Origin of the sequence: Streptococcus sp. HN38, from assembly GCF_028335765.1 — a bacterium.
In the GTDB taxonomy this organism is placed as follows: domain Bacteria; phylum Bacillota; class Bacilli; order Lactobacillales; family Streptococcaceae; genus Streptococcus; species Streptococcus suis_P.
Genome location: NZ_CP116604.1, coordinates 2,050,020 through 2,067,925 on the forward strand (window position 1 = coordinate 2,050,020; position 17,906 = coordinate 2,067,925).

The following is a 17,906-nucleotide window of genomic DNA, read 5'->3' on the forward strand; positions in this document are numbered from 1 at the left end:
GAAAAAATCAGACAAAAAAGCCGCTAGAGCGACTTTTCTGACAAATGGAACAGAGTATTTACGTTTATTCTTTGGTAAACTCTGCATTTGCTAAAGTTGAATCAAGAGTGTCTAATGTTAGGACCCCATCAACAATTTCATAATCCACGGTCGAATTATCATTTTCTGCTGTTAGCGTTTTTCTTTCTTGATCGACAGTCAGTCCTTGTTCCTCAGATTGAGTTTGACCATCTTCCCTTTTTTCTTCAAACGTAAGGGTCCCAGTATTATTTTCAATTTTGATAATTACTGTGTAAGTAGTGCCGTCTTTTTCCCTTGAATAGGTATAGGTTCCATTATCATTTTTAGCACCGCAAGCAACTAAGAAAAATACGGTGACGCTCGTTAAAATAAGGGTTAATAATTTTTTCATCCTACTCTCCTTTTAACCTACAGAGTAACTAATGTAATCAATGAGTTCAGGTATAACTTTTATTTCTTTGGCTTCGTGTTCATTTTCGAGTTGATAAACCTTATCTCCCGTATAAACATAGTAAGAGTTAGATATCCCATCGAATATCGCAAACTTGATATTTTTAATTTCCTTATTATCAGAAGTATAATAGCCAGTCAGACTACTACCATCAACAACTTTTATTTTTTCTAACGTTTTTTTCTGAGTCGTATGACTCAATCTGAGTGCCTGTAGAAACTCATTTACTGTATTGTACTGATAGGTCACTTCAGACGCCATCCCCAATTCTTTGTAATGTTCCGCTGAATATTGGCTAATCTGTTCTGTACTGTACTTCAATGATGTTGGTCTTGTTGTTTGTTTTTCAAGGTCAATGACAGTTGCTTTGTCGGTATAAGCAGATAAGTAAAAGGTAGCCTGTACTTTACCGTCTTTTACAACAATTTCATCATTATCTGTTACACCAAGATAGTTTGTTGGTGTATCACTGCCATAAAAGCCATACATTGGCAGTAATTCTCCATCTTCTCCAAGAAAACCTTGAGTTAGGCTAGGACCTTCTGAAAGCAACAGTTGTCCATATTCTAGTTCGAACTTACCTTGATGAAGTTCCCCAACCTTTAGTTTAGCATTCATTTGATTGTCTTTTGTGACATACAAATGCCCTATTTGACTTCCAGGAACATCTCGCTCTAGATACAATTCATAGCTACCATCTTCGTTGATTGCAAAATCAATCTTATAAAATACGGTCAAATTATCATCGGGAGCATGACTTGTTTCAGCTGACGGAATGTCAACTATTCCTGAATAAAATCCTACATAGTCTTTTACAGCTTGCTTTGCTTCAGCATCAATTTCAGTATGTTCATCTACACGAGGAAAATCATCTGGGCTGCTGACTACTTTCTCACTCTTCGTTGTACTTGAGCTTTCCGTGACCTTTTGTGTACTACTAGAGGTTTCTTGGTTCACTTGACCAGTCTGATCCGTCTGACCACAAGCTACTAGACTTAACGTTGATATTGCCACCAACAATTTTAAAAAATTCTTTTTCATATGTTCTCCTATAGTATAATACCATCCATGCAATTTCGACAATTTTTCTCAGTTCCTCTACGGTTTTGGCTCAACCAATTCCAGCATAGCCACGGTCACACCCTGGTTGAAGGTGGTCTCGATGGCCTTGTCGTTGAGTCCGATACCTACTGCCACCTGGAGGTCGTCCAGGTTCTTCATCATGACAGCCTTGTGTCCTGCGGAACGCATCCACTCGTCGAAGAGGTCTGAGGCTAACTCAGTCTCGTTTGCTGCCATGCGGGCTGTTAGCGCTGTTCCGAACTGGAGTGCGTTTTCGCCACGCCAGCCTTGTCGAGCAGTCTGCTCTGCTGTGTAGATGGTCGTCCAGTGAGAGCCATCTGGACGCTTGTGAGCCCCAGCTGGTACCCCTTGATAGCGCAAGCTACCGTGGTCAGCCATCTCGTTGGCACGGGCAGTTGCCGCGTTCTGAGCGTCTGAGCCCTGTCCTGCGTATGTTACAGCCGATAGGCCCTCTGCCGCACGGGCTGCGTTAAGCAGGCGAACGAACTCAGCGTTGAGCTTGTCGAGATTGATGAGTGTCTCGACCTTCTCGAATGTCTCTTTAGTGGCTCCCCCACGGATGCTGGTGCCAGTCACACCACCTTTCTTAGCGATGAAGGCATCCTGTTGCTCCTCGGTGAGGCTCATGAACTCATCCAGCGTTAGCGTCTTCTTGTCGAGTAGGCTAGTGCTGGCAGGTTTAGTGCCGACCACAAGGACCTCATTGACTGGTGCAGTCTCGGAGATAACCTCGCGGGTTTCGCTTACTTGACCAGTACGGTTATTGGTGACCCGTGTGATACGGACCTTACGCTCCCCGTTTACTCCCTGAACTTTGATTTTTGTTTCACCTTCTGGGAAATTCGGATCTTCTTCCTTGATTGAAGTATAGGCAAGCACCTCCGTTTCTGTCAGAACTTGACTCGTCTCTTCTTTCTTGATACCAACTTCTACTATACGCTTAATTGGCTGAATAACCTCTGGTTGACCCACCATTTCAGAAGCAACCTTGACGCCGTCCACATAGGTATCCTTATAGGTCTGTGTTTGCTGGCCATCTACACCTGCTACCAACTCACGACTTTCACCTTCAAATAAGCTATCCACCTGACGAGTTTCTGTAGTAAATGGAATGACACTTGTTTCTTGGCGAGTTTGGTAACGAACAACAGCCTTTGTACCGACTTCAATAATCTCATTTACCGGCTCGACACGCTCTTCTTTTACTAGTTCGCGCGCCGTTTCATTACCGTTTGTCTTAGTAATGCGGTAGGTTTGGGTTAGTGTTCCCTTTCTTCCTTTTGTAAGTGTACGAGTTTGACCTTTTTCTAAGTCTGGATTTTGACGAGTTTCAACAGTGTAGTCAAGCTCTGTTACCTTGGTTTCCTCTGTTGTTTCAACAACAGACTTTGGCTTAGTACCGTATTCAATGACTTGCGTAACTGGTTGAGCAATAACTTCCGTGCTGACCACTTCTTCACTAATGACTGCACCTGTAGAATCATAGACTTTCTTTGTAAGGGTCTTGGTTTGTCCATTAACTCCTGCTACCAGTACGCGTTCGGAACCTACTTCCAAATCAGCATTGCCACGACGCTCTGTAGCAAATGAAATAGTCGCCAAGCTTTCTATAAGCTCTTCTAGATTTTTAGAAACCTCATCATTATAGGCAATTACTTCTGTAACAGGTTCAATTGTTTCAGTCGCAACGATCTCACGAGCGGTCTCTACATTATTGGTATAAGTCACTTTGGTGGTGACTGTTTGCTTTCCATCCACACCTTGTGTAAGAACCTTGCTTTCTCCAGCTGGCAAACTTGTATCTTTCACATAGCTAGTTCCATACTTGATGACCGTTACCTGTTTCTCTACATCTGTTCGAACTGTATCAACAGGTCGATCTGGTTCTGCTGGATTAGTTGGAAGTTCTGGACTAACAGGTTTCTCTTCTCCAGGTGTAACAGTCGTTTCCGTTTCCCCTGGTACAGCTGGTTTTTCCACTGGCGCAGGTATTTCTGGTTGGACTGGTTTCTCCGTTTCTGAAATAACCTTGTCTTCTGTACCGATAACCTGACCACCTCCTGTTTCTTCAACAGGTTTCTCCGCTGGCTTACTTTCTGCTGGGACTTCTTCAACCTTGTCTTCAGATGGTTTCTGTTCTGCCGAAGCGTCTGTTGCCTTGTCCTCTGACGGAGTTGATTCTGCTGGGATGTCTGTTACCTTGTCCTCTGACGGAATTGATTCTGTTGGGATGTCTGATTTGTTCTCATCTGCTGGTTGGGTTGGTTGGACAAGTAGATTCTCATTTTCTTCTGCCTTATCTATTGAACCCATAGGCAGTGCTGAACTTGTCTCTCTGCTCTGCTTTTTCCCTTCCAAATAACCTACAAACTCATAACCTGCAATTGAAATCTTTCCATCTGGGAGTGCCGCCCCTACTGTCAATGTTTGGGTTTGACCATACTGAGCCAGCTGGGCAACCGTCACGGCAGATACAGAAGTAAAGACTAGACTTCCTCCTACCAAGGTCAAGGTCAAGGTCATTGCTGAGCGAACCATCCGTTGATTTTTCCGACCAACAGTTACACCAACCAGTAGCAAGCCTGCCCCAATAGCTCCAGCTAATACACCTGTGCTTTCTCCTGTCTGTGGCAAAATTGAAGACCCTACTTTTCTATACACAAGATAGTAGTTCACATCTTCTGTCACCTGAGCTGGAAGCTCTGTAAAAATCGCCTTTTTCTCTGCCTCAGTCAATTCCTCAGTCGTTACATAATCATAACGAACCTCTGCCGTCTTAGTCTGTGCATGAACCGATAAACTTGTTAGTAAACCTACTCCTAATAGAGCAGATGCGGCTCCTAAGCCTGTAAATTTACGAATCCCATATCGTAAACGCTGCTTCTTTTCTTCTTGGATGCGCTGAGTTCTACTATAAACCATATAATTCTCCCTTTTATGAAATAGTCTTCCAAAATATTTTACTATACAATTTTTATTTTTGCAATACATTTAGTAATACAATCTGTAATATTTCATATTCATTTATTTCGCTATACACTTGTAACAAGGAGCAAATAAATGGCATTTAAATTAAAATCAGATAAAAAAGAAACAGAAATCAAAACCATTCGATTTCCGTCAGAGTTGGTAGATAGAATTGAGGAAGCAATCGTCAAAAAAGATGTCAGTTTCTCAAGCTTTGTCATTCAGGCTTGTGACTATGCCTTGAATAATATGGATAAAGAACAGTAAAAAAGAGCCGATGGCTCTTTTTTACTTGCTTATTTCAACTTAGTTTTCAAATACTGGCCTGTAAAGCTGGCTGGGTTATCCGCCACTTCTTCTGGCGTTCCTGTCGCGACAACGGTACCGCCACCTACACCGCCTTCTGGCCCCATGTCGATAATGTGGTCGGCTGTCTTGATAACATCCAGATTGTGCTCGATGACCAGCACGGTATTGCCATCATCAACAAAGCGGGCCAAGACCTTGAGCAACTGGGCAATGTCCTCCGTATGCAGACCTGTCGTTGGTTCGTCCAAGATATACAAGGATTTACCAGTTGACCGCTTGTGGAGTTCCGAAGCCAACTTCATCCGCTGGGCTTCCCCTCCTGATAGGGTCGTTGCTGGCTGACCTAGAGTAACGTAGCCCAAGCCCACATCTTGAATGGTGCGAAGTTTCCGCTCAATTTTTGGAATATGCTTGAAGAATTCGACCGCATCATTGACTGTCATATCAAGGACTTGGGCGATATTTTTCTCCTTGTAATGTACTTCCAAGGTTTCAGAATTGTAACGGTGTCCATGACAGACTTCACAAGGTACAAAGACATCTGGCAGGAAGTGCATTTCAATCTTGATGATACCATCACCAGAACAAGCCTCACACCGTCCACCTTTGACGTTAAAGGAGAACCGTCCTTTCTTGTAGCCACGGATTTTGGCTTCATTAGTCTGGGCAAAGAGGTCACGAATATCGTCAAAGACACCTGTGTAGGTAGCTGGGTTGGAACGCGGTGTTCGTCCAATCGGGCTTTGGTCAATGTCAATCAGGCGGTCCAAGTGTTCAATTCCTGAAATGGATTTGAACTTGCCTGGCTTGTCCGAATTGCGATTGAGTTTCTGAGCAATAGCTTTTTTCAGAATGGAATTGACCAGGGTTGACTTACCAGAGCCAGACACCCCTGTCACCGCCACAAATTTTCCGAGTGGGAAACGAACAGTCACATCTTGCAGGTTGTTTTCCTTGGCACCGGTCACCTCTAAGAATCGACCATTTCCAACACGACGGTCTAGAGGTACAGGAATTTCACGTTTGCCAGACAGGTACTGGCCTGTAATGGATTTTTTATTTTTAGCTACTTGGGCAGGCGTTCCAGAGGCCACGATTTCCCCGCCAAACACACCCGCACCTGGACCAATGTCAATCAACCAGTCCGCCTCACGCATGGTGTCCTCATCATGCTCCACCACAATCAAGGTATTGCCCAAATCACGCATCTTTTTCAGACTGGCAATCAGTCGGTCGTTGTCCCGCTGGTGCAGACCAATCGATGGCTCATCCAAGATGTAAAGAACACCTGACAGGTTGGAACCGATCTGAGTCGCCAGACGAATCCGCTGGCTCTCCCCACCAGACAGCGTCCCCGCTGCTCGTGAAAGCGTCAGATAGTTAAGACCTACGTTGTTAAGGAAGGACAGGCGATCCTTGATTTCCTTGACAATGGGCGTCGCAATCGTCGCTTCATTTTCAGACAAAGTCAGATGTTCAATCACTTGCAAATGATCAGCCACGGACAAGTCAGACAACTGCCCGATATGAAGTCCCTTTTCGCCACCGACTTTGACAGACAAGGCTTGGTCATTGAGGCGATAGCCGTGGCAGGTCCCACAAGTCAACTCGTTCATGTAGGTCTTCATGACTGTCCGTGTATAGTCACTGTTGGTTTCACGGTAGCGACGGTTAATGTTGGTAATCAAGCCTTCAAACGGAATGTCAATATCACGCACCCCACCGAACTCATTTTCATAATGGAAATGGAATTCTTTACCGTCAGAACCGTTGAAAATCAGGTTCTTCTCCTCTTCCGTCAATTCCTCAAAAGGCTTGTCCATATCCACGCCAAAGTGGTTCATAGCTTGCTCCAACATCTGAGGATAGTAGTTAGAAGAAATAGGATTCCACGGAGCCAAAGCCCCGTCACGCAAGGTCTTACTGGCATCTGGGACAATCAAATCCGTATCCACTTCCAGCTTCATCCCCAAACCGTCACAATCGCTACAAGACCCAAAAGGCGCATTGAAAGAGAAAAGACGAGGCTCCAACTCAGGCACTGTAAAGCCACATACTGGGCAGGCATAGTACTCAGAGAAGAACAGTTCCTTCTCATCCATGGTGTCGATGATGACATAGCCGTCCGCAATCCGCAAGGCCGCCTCAATCGAGTCAAAGAGCCGCGAACGAATGCCCTCTTTGATGACAATTCGATCGACGACGACTTCAATATTATGAGCCTTGCTCTTGGACAATTCTGGTACTTCCGACACATCATAGACATCGCCATTGACACGGACCCGAACATAGCCGTCCTTCTGCACTTTCTCAAAAATGGTCTTGTGTTGCCCCTTTTTCTTACGAACAATCGGCGCTAAAATCTGCAAGCGTTGACGCTCTGGCAATTCCAAAACCTCATCTACGATTTGCTCCACCGAGGAAGCTGCGATGGCACCATGCCCATTGATACAATAAGGCACCCCAACTCGAGCATAGAGCAAACGGAGATAATCATTGATTTCCGTCGCTGTACCGACTGTCGAACGCGGATTCCGCGACGTCGTTTTTTGGTCGATGGAAATAGCAGGGCTGAGACCCTCTATGGAATCCACATCTGGCTTGTCCATGTTGCCCAAGAACTGACGAGCATAGGCAGACAAAGACTCTACATAGCGGCGTTGGCCTTCGGCATACAGAGTATCGAAAGCCAAACTCGACTTACCAGACCCCGACAAACCAGTCACCACCACCAGCTTCTCACGCGGAATGGTCACATCAATATTTTTTAAATTATGGGCACGCGCCCCATGAATCACAATATTTTCTTGCATAGTTTAAGATACAAAGGGCGTCAAATGCACAGTCAAAATAGGCGGTAAGTCCGAAATCTGTGATTTCGAAGACGCACCCCCGTCAAGACAACTAGTGCTTTCACAGGTCGAAAACCGAAGAAAGCACAGATGTCTACGACGCAGAAGCCAGTTCCACATGCTTAAACATGAAGAAACCAGCAATTTTTGACACTGCATTTAGCCCGTGTTCAATTCCTTTCTAAAGATACAGAGCCCGTAAAACGCACGGTGAAAATAGGCGGTAAGTCCGAAATCTGTGATTTCGAAGACGCACCCCCGTCAAGACAACTAGTGCTTTCACAGGTCGAAAACCGAAGAAAGCACAGATGTCTACGACGCAGAAACCAGTTCCACACGCTTAAACATGAAGAAACCAGCAATTTTTCACACAGCGTTTAGCCCGTGTTCAATTCCTTTCTAAGATACAGAGCCCATAAAACGCACGGTGAAAATAGGCGGTAAGTCCGAAATCTGTGATTTCGAAGACGCACCCCCGTCAAGACAACTAGTGCTTTCACAGGTCGAAAACCGAAGAAAGCACAGATGTCTACGACGCAGAAGCCAGTTCCACACGCTTAAACATGAAGAAACCAGCAATTTTTCACACAGCGTTTAGGGCGTGTTCGATTCCTTTCTAGATATAAGTGCGTTCACAAGATAACTGGTGACGGTCGATTAACTCCGCGTCACCAGACGAAACTGCCTATAGGCAATTTCTATATCTTGTATTAGCTCGATTTTCAAAAAATATCGTTTTGAAAATCTCACGTTAAGAAAACCCTATAAAACTTGACGCTTTTAGCACGCATTCAATTCCTTTCTTAAGAGGATCTAGCTGTACCATGAGAGATTAGAAAAAGTTCGTACAACTTATTCGCTTAAATGTCTACATATTATACCACATTTCTATATAAAACCTTTCCGAAACTGCACATTTTTTGGTATAATAGAGGTTGCGTTAACGCAACAAAGATAAAAGGAGGGCAAAGATATGAAACAAATTTTTCTATCAACCATGACTGATTTAGAAGAAATTCAAACCTTTGAACCAGGGGCTTGGATTAATTTGGTCAACCCCTCCCAGAGCGAGTCTATGGAAGTTGCTGAGCACTATAAAATTGATATCGCTGACCTGCGAGCACCGCTCGATGCGGAAGAATCCTCTCGTATCACCGTCGAAGATGACTATACGCTCATCCTGGTCGACGTCCCAATTCTTGAAGAACGAAACAACAAGACATATTATATTACTATTCCTTTGGGAATCATTCTAACAGATGATGCGATTATCACGACTTGTTTGGAACAATTGCCACTGTTTGAGCAGTTTATCCATCGTCGTCTACGGAATTTCTTCACTTTCATGAAGTCTCGTTTCGTTTTCCAAATTCTCTACCGCAATGCTCAACTCTACTTGTCAGCCCTACGGACCATTGACAGAAAGAGCGAAGAGATTGAGAAACAGCTCCATGAAGCCACTCGAAATGAAGAATTAATTGTACTCATGGAATTGGAAAAAACCATCGTCTACTTCAAGGCTTCCCTCAAAACCAATGAGCGTTTGGTCAAAAAACTTGCTAGTTCCTCACGTCTACTCCGTAAGTATGAAGAGGATGAGGATTTGCTTGAAGATACCTTGGTTGAAACCCAACAGGCCATTGAGATGGCAGACATCTATGGTTCCATCCTGAACTCTATGACCCATGCCTTTGCTTCTATCATTTCCAACAACCAGAATACCATCATGAAAACCTTGGCATTAGTGACAATCGTTCTCTCTATCCCAACCATGGTCTTCTCTGCATACGGTATGAACTTTAAGGACAACATCATTCCTTTTAACGATATTCCCTATGCTTTTTGGTGGATTATTCTTTTCGCCTTTGCAATCAGCTTATCACTCACCTTCTACTTCATCCGTAAGAGATGGTTTTAACCTAAGGAGATTAACATGTCATTTACAGAAATCAACGGATTAACAAAAAAGAACCAAGAATTTATCCATATTGCGACCAACCAACTGATTAAAGATGGAAAGTCTGATAGCGAAATCAAAGAACTCTTGGAAGAAATTTTACCAACTATCATTGAAAAGCAAAAAACTGGCGTGACTGCCCGCAATCTCTATGGAGCACCAAGTGAGTGGGCTGCTAGTAAGACAATTTCTGAACAGGAAAAGAAAGACCAAGTTGAATACAACGAAAACCCTTGGTTGATGTGGCTAGATTCTAGTCTTTTCATGCTTGCTATTATTGCAGGTATCAATGGATTGATGAACTTATTGGGACAAGGTGCCCAATATGGCTTGCTCACACTATTAGTCATTGGTTTTGGTGTCGGCGCTGGTATGTACTTTATGTATCACTTTGTTTACAGAGAACAAATTAGAACTGGGCAACGTCCTAAATTGCTGAAAGCTATCGCTTTTCTCGGACTTGCTACGCTGGCTTGGTCAGTCGTTTTCATTCTGGCAGCACTGATTCCGGCCGCATTTAACCCAGTTCTACCTCCGCTTGTTACTATTCTTATCGGAGCTGCTGCTTTCGGTGCACGCTACCTCTTGAAAAAGAAATATAACATTCGCAATGCCATGTCCCCAGTTCAATAATAAAACAAAGCGATTGGAATATTCCAGTCGCTTTTGTTTATCTATACAGTTCACCTGGGAGTTTTACACATCTGCGTAAGTGACTGAAACAGTCTATCCCCAGACTGTGCCTCGCTTTCTAACTTCTTGGCTCGGGTTGAAATAGTCCATTCAAGGGCTTAATTCGCTTTCTTAATTTCGAGTTCATGCAAAAATGGTCCACTGGACCATTACTCGCTTTCTTATTTTCATGCTCGTGAAAAAACAGTCCATACTGTTATTGCGCTTTTCGCATTTCTAGAGCGCAAGAAAAAATGACCCGTTGGGGTCATTTTTTTAATCTTCGTTTACGAATGGTAAAAGAGCCATAACGCGAGCACGTTTGATAGCTGTTGTTACTTTACGTTGGTTTTTAGCTGAAGTTCCAGTTACACGGCGTGGAAGAATTTTTCCACGTTCAGAAATGAAACGGCTAAGAAGCTCAGTATCTTTGTAATCAACATATTCAATTTTGTTAGCTGCGATATAGTCAACTTTTTTACGGCGTTTGAAACCGCCACGACGTTGTTGAGCCATGTGTGTTCTCCTTTATATTATTAATTTTTGACCTAGAATGGTAGGTCATCGTCTGATATATCCATTGGATTACTTGCTCCAAATGGACTTTCTTCTCGAGCGAAGTTTGGTGTAGATTGTGCAGGCGCTTGATAAGGCGAGTTATAGTCATTTCCTCCAGCAAACGAGTTGCCAGCTGAATAGCCTCCACCTTGACCTTCACGGGCAGTACGGCTTTCCAAGAGTTGGAAACTTTCTGCAACTACCTCAGTAACGTAGACACGTTGCCCTTGCTGATTGTCATAGCTACGTGTCTGGATACGACCTGTAACACCAATCAGAGCACCTTTCTTAGCCCAATTCGCCAAATTCTCAGCTTGTTGACGCCAAATGACTACGTTGATAAAGTCCGCTTCACGCTCACCGTTTTGATTTTTAAAATTGCGGTTAACCGCCAAAGTAAAAGTCGCAACAGCTTGATTAGACGGAGTATAACGAAGTTCTGCATCACGGGTCATACGACCAACCAATACTACATTATTTATCATAATCTACCTTCTTACGCGTCAAGTTTCACAATCATGTGACGAAGAATGTCGCCGTTGATTTTTGACAAACGGTCAAACTCTTTAAGAGCTTCATCGTTGCTAGCTTCAACGTTAACGATGTGGTACAAACCTTCGCGGAAATCTTTGATTTCGTATGCAAGGCGACGTTTTTCCCATGCTTTTGATTCAACGATAGTTGCACCGTTGTCAGTCAAGATAGAGTCAAAGCGTGCTACCAAAGCGTTTTTAGCTTCTTCTTCAATGTTTGGACGAATAATATAAAGAATTTCGTATTTAGCCATTGATATGTTCCTCCTTTTGGTCTAATGACTCATGGTCTAGCCACGAGTAAGTGAGGGATACTCACAGAAAATAATTATACCATAATATAGAAAATGTGCAAGTGAAAACAGTTTGCCGAAAACATTTTCACAAAAAATAAAGACTGCCCAAACAAAGGGCAGCCCTATGAATTAAGCTACAATCGCTTTTGCTACTTCTTCTGTTGTCATGCGTGAGAAATAGTGCGTGGTGTCGATTTCTTGCAATTTGGCAAGAACATCCGCATACTCGTAGCGAGTACCGACCAACAAGTCTTCGATATCCGATACATCGCCGATACCGAAGAAATCACCGTAAATCTTGATGGACTCGATAACCGATTTCTCAGCCTTGATGTAGGTCGTGATTTTACCAGCTGGGTAACGAACGCTACGCTCCACTGTGTATTCTGGTGTTTGACCGTAAGTCCAATCCCAAGTTGCAAACTGGGTATCACGGATTTCTTGGATACGGGCCAAATCATCTTCTGACAAGACATGCTCTTCCATGTCTGGGTATTCTTGCTTCATCTGGTTGAGGATGGCATCCTTGAACTCCAGAACGGTCATCTTCTCTGGCAATTCGTTGTTGATATTGGTCACGCGGGCACGGACGGACTTGACACCCTTGGACTCAATCTTGTCCTTGCTGACCTTGAGGGCACTTGCGAGGACTGACATATCCACATCAAAGAGCAAGCAACCGTGGTGCATCATGCGACCTTTGGCATAGGCTTGGGCGTTACCACAGATTTTCTTTCCGTCGATTTCCAGGTCATTACGACCGGTGAAATTGGCCTCTACACCCAGTGTTGCAAGGGTATCAATCACAGGTTTGGAGAAGGTTTTGAAGTCAAAGGCTCCCTCGTCTGCCTTATTTGAAATAATAGTATAGTTGAGGTTATTTAGGTCGTGATAAACTGCGCCACCACCTGACAGACGGCGAACAACATGGATGCCCTTTTCGTCTGTGAATTCCTTGTTGATTTCTTCAATAGCATTCTGGTGCTTACCGATAATGATGGCAGGCTCATTAATCCAGAGAATAAAAATTTCGTCAATATCTGTTAATTCCTTGAAAGCGTAGGCTTCGAGGGCAATGTTATAAGCTGGGTCATTGCTGTTATTTACAATGTATTTCATGCAAAACTCCTTTATTGTTAACTAATTTTTATTATAGTGGAAACGATAACAAATGGCAAGTGTTGGAACCTTACTTTTCTGACCTGCCTTGCTTTTTCTATAAATTGATGGTAGGCTAGAGAAGGAGGAAGTCATGAAAAAACAGTTAAACACATTTTGGAAAATTTATATTATCTCAAGTATCTTTGTTCCTTTTATGTGGGTAATCAATTTCCCCATCATCTGCTTGATCCTTCCTCTTTATCTGACCTGGAAAAACCTTCGCTATTTTATTGCACTCTTGAAGAAACAATTAAAAGAGTATGTTTTTTGGGTCAATGATGGGCTCATTTTCTTTCTAGGAACAGGGCTAAGTTGGTTGGCTCTTGAGGGAGAACAAGTTGTGTACATCGATTGGCCAGAAACCCTTGTGAACAACCAACTCCACAGCCCGATACAAACGGAGGCCTGGTCAGGACAGTTTTTCCTACTCCTTTTGGGTGTTTTAGCTTATTTGGTACTAAACATCTACCAAACCAGGCTCCTCCCCCCTCTCCTAACCGTCCTACTCATCAGCTGCCTGTATCCAAGTTTTGTCTTTGCTGTTTTGTGGACCATACAACTTTCTACTTTGATTGAAACAGATTTCTTCACCTACTTCTACCTGTGTTTGGTTCCTTTTAATATTTGTCTCATTTACAGTCGGACTATTTTACAAACTATTCAACTGTGGCAAGCAGAATTAGCTAAGCAGAGCACCCCACGCTTTCCTAGACTTTCTGCTCTCCTGCAAAAAAGCCTTTCTCTGCCAATTTGGCTGTTCTTCTTCATTCTTCCCTATCTTGCCGTTCTTGGTTCCTATCTCATTCTCTTTGGTCAAAAACCTGACCAGCTGCTTCAGATGTGGACAGAAACCAGTGATTGGGCCTTGTCGGAAAAAATCTCCCCACCAAACACATTCTATGATGAACACTATCTTTGTACAGTGGGGGCTGCTGGTCACCGCAAACTGGTCAAACCCATTCGTATGGGGGAACGCCATGGACATCGTGTGGTGGTCAATCGTCAGCTACAAATTGCCAATGCTTTTGAACAGATTTTAGAAGAAAGATGTCCACGCTTGCATGGCCGCATTCGTTCCATCTACGACCGGTATGGCTATCCCATTTCCAAATATATTCGCAATGCCTGGCAGGCAGATCTGATTTACCTGATCATGAAACCAGCCGAATGGTTCTTCCTCTTCGTCATCTATCTGCATGATTGTCAGCCAGAAAATCGCATTGCAGGCCAGTATTTGCCACTATCAAAAAATCTATTACCACAAGAAAATACTAGCAATTAGTAACATATCACAAAAAAGAAAGCCAAACGGCTTTCTTTTTTCTTAGCTTATTATTTACGTTTTGGTGGGTTGTGAATCGCAACCCCAAGCACATCAAGGAAGGCTTCGTACATCACTTCTGAGAAGGTTGGGTGACCGTGGATGGATGCTGCCACGTCGTCAACTGTCAACTCAGATTCCATGATAGTTGCTGCTTCGTTGATCATTTCAGCTGCAACTGGACCGATGATGTGAACACCAAGGATTTCATGGTATTTCTTGTCCGCAATTACTTTTACGAAACCATGTGCTTCGTTAGAAGCAATGGCACGACCGTTACCAGTAAAGCTGTTGCGACCGATAAGGATATTTTCTTTACCGTATTTCTCGATAGCCTGGTCTTCTGTCAAACCAACCATAGCGATTTCTGGGTGTGTGTAAACCGCTGCTGGTGTGAAGTCCAACTTCGCTTTGTGGTGGTTACCGTGAATAGCATTTTCAGCTGCCACTTCACCCATACGGTAAGCAGCGTGTGCCAACATCTTAGTACCGTTGACATCACCTGGTGCGTAGATACCTGGGATAGATGTTTCTTGGTATTCGTTAACCTTGATACGACCGCGGTCCAATTCAAGGTTAAGATTTTCAAGACCAGCCAATTGTGGTACACGACCGATTGAAAGAAGGGCTTTTTCAGAAACGATTTCTGAACCGTCGTTCAATTTGATGGTCAATTGGTTGTTGGCTTCAACGATTTCAGATACACCAACAGATGTCAAGAATTTCATACCTTTCTTAGAAAGGACTTTTTGCAATTCAACAGACACTTCACGGTCCATACCTGGAATGATCCGGTCAGCCATTTCAACAACTGTTACTTCTGTACCGTATGATGCGTAAACCAAACCAAGTTCCACACCGACTACGCCACCACCCATAACAGTCAGTGACTTAGGAATTTCACGCAAGTCAAGAATATCATCAGAAGTCAATACCAACTTAGAATCGATACCTGGGATGTTGATGCGTGATACTTTCGAACCTGTTGCAAGAACGATGCTGCGACCTTTGATAACCTTGTCGCCGATAACAACAGTCTTGTCAGGGTTTACTTGACCAAGACCGTTGAAGATTGTTACCTTGTTAGCTTTCAAGAGACCTTGAACGCCACCAGTCAATGTCTTCACAACCTTGTTCTTGAAGTCAACTGTCTTGTCCATATCAACTGTGTAGTTGGTTGAAGCAAGGTTGATACCACGCTCAGCCGCAATCTTCAAGCCGTCAAGGATTTCAGCATTTTTGAGGTAGGTCTTAGTTGGGATACAACCCTTGTTCAAGCAAGTACCACCGAATTCTGATTTCTCAACGATAGCGATTTTACCGCCTAATTGAGCACCGCGAATGGCAGCGTAGTAACCAGCAGGACCACCACCGACAACAACCATGTCATATTCGTCTGCCGCCAATTCAGCCTTAGGAGCTTGTGGAGCTGCTGCAGGAGCTACAGGCACTTCCAAACCAGCTGCTTTCAAGTCGGCAGTTGCTTGTGCAACCTCAGCTGGAGCAGGTGCAGCACCCACTTCAACTGTTTCACCTTCTGCACCAAGGTAAGCAATGACTTCTGTTACAGGAACCGTTGCACCGTTACCATGAACGATTTTCAAAAGAACACCTGATTCTTCTGCTTCCAATTCCATGCTTGTCTTGTCTGACATCATCTCCAAGATAACATCACCTTCGTTGACAAAATCACCCTCTTGTTTTTTCCACTCGATGATTTCGCCTTCTTGCATATCTACACCAAGTTTCGGCATAATAATTTCAATTGCCATAGTTATGATACAAAGAACGTCAAATGCGACAGAATTTTAGGAGTCCAACATAGGATGCTTGCATCCAAGGCGGACTATCTAAATTCCGAAGCATTTAGTTCGTGTTCAAATGTCACGAACTCGTCCTACATCCTTTCTTTATTTTTTCACTTTACCAAATTGAGCACAGGCTAAAAACCTATTGAAAAAGATAAATCGCCTCGTGCCTCAAGGCACATCGTTGATTTCCTATTTTCATACGGTTTTCTTAACGCCTTTTGCATCTTATCTTAAATCAACAATTCCAATGGGTTTTCCAGCAAGTTTTTCAAGTCAACCATGAACTTAGCACCATTCATACCGTCAACGATACGGTGGTCAATGGTCAAGCAGAGTGCCATGATTGGACGGATCTTGATTTCGCCGTCGATAACAACTGGTGTTTGAACTGTTGATGCTACACCAAGGATTGCTGAGTTTGGTTGGTTGATGATTGGGTTAAAGGTTTTAGTACCAAACATACCCAAGTTGGTGATAGAGAAGGTCGAACCTGACATTTCAGCCCCCTTCAACTTACCAGATTGAGCCTTCTTGATGACATCTTTCGAAGCCACCACAAAGTCAGACAAGCTCATCTTATCTGCGCCGTGAACAACTGGCACCACCAAGCCATCATCTAGACCCACTGCGATACCAAGGTTGACGAACTTGTGTAATTCGATTTCTTGTGCATCGTTAATCAAAGATGCGTTCATGTAACGGTGTTCTTCTTTCATCAAAGTACGAACAACCGCAAGACCGATCAAGTCTGTAAAGGTTACTTTCAAACCAGTCTTGTTCATGATTGGCTCAAGGACTTGCTTACGAAGTGCCATGAGGTTGGTCATGTCAATATCGTAGTTAAGTGTAAATGTCGGAGCGGTCAAATAAGAGTTGACCATACCTTTTGAAATCGCCTTACGCATTGGGCTCATCTTGATGATTTCAACGCCTTCTGGCAATTCTTTAGCTGGTTTTTCTTCAGTTTTCGGTGCTGGAGCAGCAGTTTCTACAGCTGCAGGAGCAAGTACTGCCAAAACATCGTCCTTAACAATCTTGCCATTGACACCTGAACCTGTAAGAGTTGACAGGTCAACACCTTGGTCTGCTGCAATACGGGCTGCAAGCGGAGTTGCTTTTGGAGCTGCTCCCTTGAAGTCTTCAACGTCAGCCTTGTGGACTCGGCCATTTGCACCAGTTCCTGGCACAAGTCCCAAGTCAATACCAAGCTCACGCGCTAACTTACGCGCTGCTGGAGTAGCACGTACCTTGCCGCCACCTTGTGGCTTAGCCGCCACTGCTGGAGCAACGATAACAGGCGTGCGACCTGCAGGTACTTCTTCGATGGCTGCAGCTGGGGCAACTGGAGTAGCTGACGCTCCAGCCTCAACCGTTTCACCTTCTGCACCGATGTAGGCAATGACTTCTGTTACAGGAACGGTAGCACCGTTTCCGTGAACAATTTTTAATAGGACGCCTGACTCTTCTGCTTCCAGCTCCATGCTAGTCTTGTCAGACATCATTTCCAAGATGACGTCGCCTTCGTTGACAAAATCGCCCTCTTGTTTTTTCCACTCGATGATTTCACCTTCTTGCATGTCCACACCGAGCTTAGGCATAATGATTTCAATAGCCATTTTTAAGATACCAAGTCCGAACAGAAAACGAAGGAGCTTAGGAAATCATAGAAAATCCTGATTTCTTAGCGATTTATCTTTTCTCCTAATTTTCCGGACGGGTTCAATTCCTTTCTTTCAGTTTCTTACCTTGTCAAGAACCAAACCAGACTTCGCTCATCGAAGCGGCTCAATTCTTTCCCAAGCATTCTTAGTCATGCTAGAATATTTTATTTCTAGCATTTTAGGGTTATCGTCTTTCCGATTGCTTTTCTGACAAGGCGATTTGGTGCAGGCATAACTGACGTTAGGCAGGCCA

At 43.8% G+C, this 17,906-nt stretch carries 14 protein-coding genes; 4 read left to right on the top strand and 10 right to left on the bottom strand.

All coding sequences use genetic code 11. From position 1 onward, the window contains the following. Positions 1–64 precede the first annotated feature (64 nt). The 3 genes from PHA78_RS09975 to PHA78_RS09985 are packed head-to-tail and all read right to left on the bottom strand — an operon-like array spanning position 65 to position 4,477. On the bottom strand, positions 65–412 hold the full coding sequence (locus tag PHA78_RS09975; protein ID WP_024376411.1) for a hypothetical protein: 348 nt from the start codon (positions 410–412) through the stop codon (positions 65–67). A gap of 12 nt (positions 413–424) precedes the next feature. Then, positions 425–1,513 carry a hypothetical protein gene (locus PHA78_RS09980; protein WP_024376412.1) on the bottom strand — a complete coding sequence of 363 codons (1,089 nt, stop codon included), beginning with the start codon at positions 1,511–1,513 and terminating at the stop codon, positions 425–427. A 57-nt stretch (positions 1,514–1,570) separates the two neighbouring features. Then, positions 1,571–4,477, bottom strand: coding sequence for a G5 domain-containing protein (locus tag PHA78_RS09985; protein ID WP_099808882.1), 2,907 nt, complete (start codon positions 4,475–4,477; stop codon positions 1,571–1,573). 138 nt (positions 4,478–4,615) lie between these two features. Here PHA78_RS09985 and PHA78_RS09990 point away from each other — a divergent pair, with 138 nt between their 5' ends. Further along, positions 4,616–4,789: a YlcI/YnfO family protein gene (locus tag PHA78_RS09990; protein ID WP_002942417.1), complete on the top strand. Its 174-nt coding sequence runs from the start codon at positions 4,616–4,618 to the stop codon at positions 4,787–4,789. Between the two features lie 29 nt (positions 4,790–4,818). Here the strand turns inward: PHA78_RS09990 and uvrA are convergent, their stop codons facing one another. Further along, positions 4,819–7,644 carry an excinuclease ABC subunit UvrA gene (gene uvrA, locus PHA78_RS09995; RefSeq protein WP_272158109.1) on the bottom strand — a complete coding sequence of 942 codons (2,826 nt, stop codon included), beginning with the start codon at positions 7,642–7,644 and terminating at the stop codon, positions 4,819–4,821. Positions 7,645–8,656: 1,012 nt separating this feature from the next. Between uvrA and PHA78_RS10000 the strand changes: the two genes are divergently transcribed. Continuing rightward, positions 8,657–9,601, top strand: coding sequence for a magnesium transporter CorA family protein (locus tag PHA78_RS10000; RefSeq protein ID WP_024397681.1), 945 nt, complete (start codon positions 8,657–8,659; stop codon positions 9,599–9,601). Positions 9,602–9,616: 15 nt separating this feature from the next. Then, complete coding sequence (locus tag PHA78_RS10005; protein WP_029185317.1) at positions 9,617–10,273, top strand: DUF1129 domain-containing protein; 657 nt, start codon at positions 9,617–9,619, stop codon at positions 10,271–10,273. A 315-nt stretch (positions 10,274–10,588) separates the two neighbouring features. Here the strand turns inward: PHA78_RS10005 and rpsR are convergent, their stop codons facing one another. From rpsR to PHA78_RS10025, 4 genes are all read right to left on the bottom strand, one after another. Next, entirely contained in the window at positions 10,589–10,828 is a 240-nt protein-coding gene (gene rpsR, locus PHA78_RS10010; RefSeq protein WP_002939250.1) for a 30S ribosomal protein S18, read from the bottom strand. 32 nt (positions 10,829–10,860) lie between these two features. Beyond that, positions 10,861–11,355: a single-stranded DNA-binding protein gene (locus PHA78_RS10015; protein WP_002942409.1), complete on the bottom strand. Its 495-nt coding sequence runs from the start codon at positions 11,353–11,355 to the stop codon at positions 10,861–10,863. A gap of 11 nt (positions 11,356–11,366) precedes the next feature. Beyond that, complete coding sequence (gene rpsF, locus PHA78_RS10020; RefSeq protein ID WP_024418487.1) at positions 11,367–11,657, bottom strand: 30S ribosomal protein S6; 291 nt, start codon at positions 11,655–11,657, stop codon at positions 11,367–11,369. Between the two features lie 171 nt (positions 11,658–11,828). Further along, positions 11,829–12,818 (bottom strand): lipoate--protein ligase, encoded by a 990-nt coding sequence (locus PHA78_RS10025; RefSeq protein WP_099806612.1) that lies wholly within the window; start codon positions 12,816–12,818, stop codon positions 11,829–11,831. A gap of 133 nt (positions 12,819–12,951) precedes the next feature. Here PHA78_RS10025 and PHA78_RS10030 point away from each other — a divergent pair, with 133 nt between their 5' ends. After that, entirely contained in the window at positions 12,952–14,142 is a 1,191-nt protein-coding gene (locus PHA78_RS10030; RefSeq protein ID WP_099806611.1) for a DUF6688 domain-containing protein, read from the top strand. Positions 14,143–14,192: 50 nt separating this feature from the next. Here PHA78_RS10030 and lpdA read toward each other — a convergent pair whose 3' ends face one another. Further along, positions 14,193–15,953, bottom strand: coding sequence for a dihydrolipoyl dehydrogenase (lpdA, locus tag PHA78_RS10035; protein WP_099806610.1), 1,761 nt, complete (start codon positions 15,951–15,953; stop codon positions 14,193–14,195). Positions 15,954–16,222: 269 nt separating this feature from the next. Further along, positions 16,223–17,608, bottom strand: coding sequence for a dihydrolipoamide acetyltransferase (locus tag PHA78_RS10040; RefSeq protein WP_105147473.1), 1,386 nt, complete (start codon positions 17,606–17,608; stop codon positions 16,223–16,225). Positions 17,609–17,906: the final 298 nt, after the last annotated feature.

Bases quoted from the DNA above. Each gene is read 5' to 3' on its own strand.
- rpsF (WP_024418487.1), bottom strand. From the start codon at position 11,657: ATGGCTAAATACGAAATTCTTTATATTATTCGTCCAAACATTGAAGAA.
- PHA78_RS09990 (WP_002942417.1), top strand. From the start codon at position 4,616: ATGGCATTTAAATTAAAATCAGATAAAAAAGAAACAGAAATCAAAACC.
- PHA78_RS10040 (WP_105147473.1), bottom strand. From the start codon at position 17,608: ATGGCTATTGAAATCATTATGCCTAAGCTCGGTGTGGACATGCAAGAA.
- PHA78_RS10030 (WP_099806611.1), top strand. From the start codon at position 12,952: ATGAAAAAACAGTTAAACACATTTTGGAAAATTTATATTATCTCAAGT.
- PHA78_RS10025 (WP_099806612.1), bottom strand. From the start codon at position 12,818: ATGAAATACATTGTAAATAACAGCAATGACCCAGCTTATAACATTGCC.
- PHA78_RS10005 (WP_029185317.1), top strand. From the start codon at position 9,617: ATGTCATTTACAGAAATCAACGGATTAACAAAAAAGAACCAAGAATTT.
- PHA78_RS09980 (WP_024376412.1), bottom strand. From the start codon at position 1,513: ATGAAAAAGAATTTTTTAAAATTGTTGGTGGCAATATCAACGTTAAGT.
- PHA78_RS10000 (WP_024397681.1), top strand. From the start codon at position 8,657: ATGAAACAAATTTTTCTATCAACCATGACTGATTTAGAAGAAATTCAA.
- lpdA (WP_099806610.1), bottom strand. From the start codon at position 15,953: ATGGCAATTGAAATTATTATGCCGAAACTTGGTGTAGATATGCAAGAA.
- PHA78_RS09975 (WP_024376411.1), bottom strand. From the start codon at position 412: ATGAAAAAATTATTAACCCTTATTTTAACGAGCGTCACCGTATTTTTC.
- PHA78_RS09985 (WP_099808882.1), bottom strand. From the start codon at position 4,477: ATGGTTTATAGTAGAACTCAGCGCATCCAAGAAGAAAAGAAGCAGCGT.
- rpsR (WP_002939250.1), bottom strand. From the start codon at position 10,828: ATGGCTCAACAACGTCGTGGCGGTTTCAAACGCCGTAAAAAAGTTGAC.
- PHA78_RS10015 (WP_002942409.1), bottom strand. From the start codon at position 11,355: ATGATAAATAATGTAGTATTGGTTGGTCGTATGACCCGTGATGCAGAA.
- uvrA (WP_272158109.1), bottom strand. From the start codon at position 7,644: ATGCAAGAAAATATTGTGATTCATGGGGCGCGTGCCCATAATTTAAAA.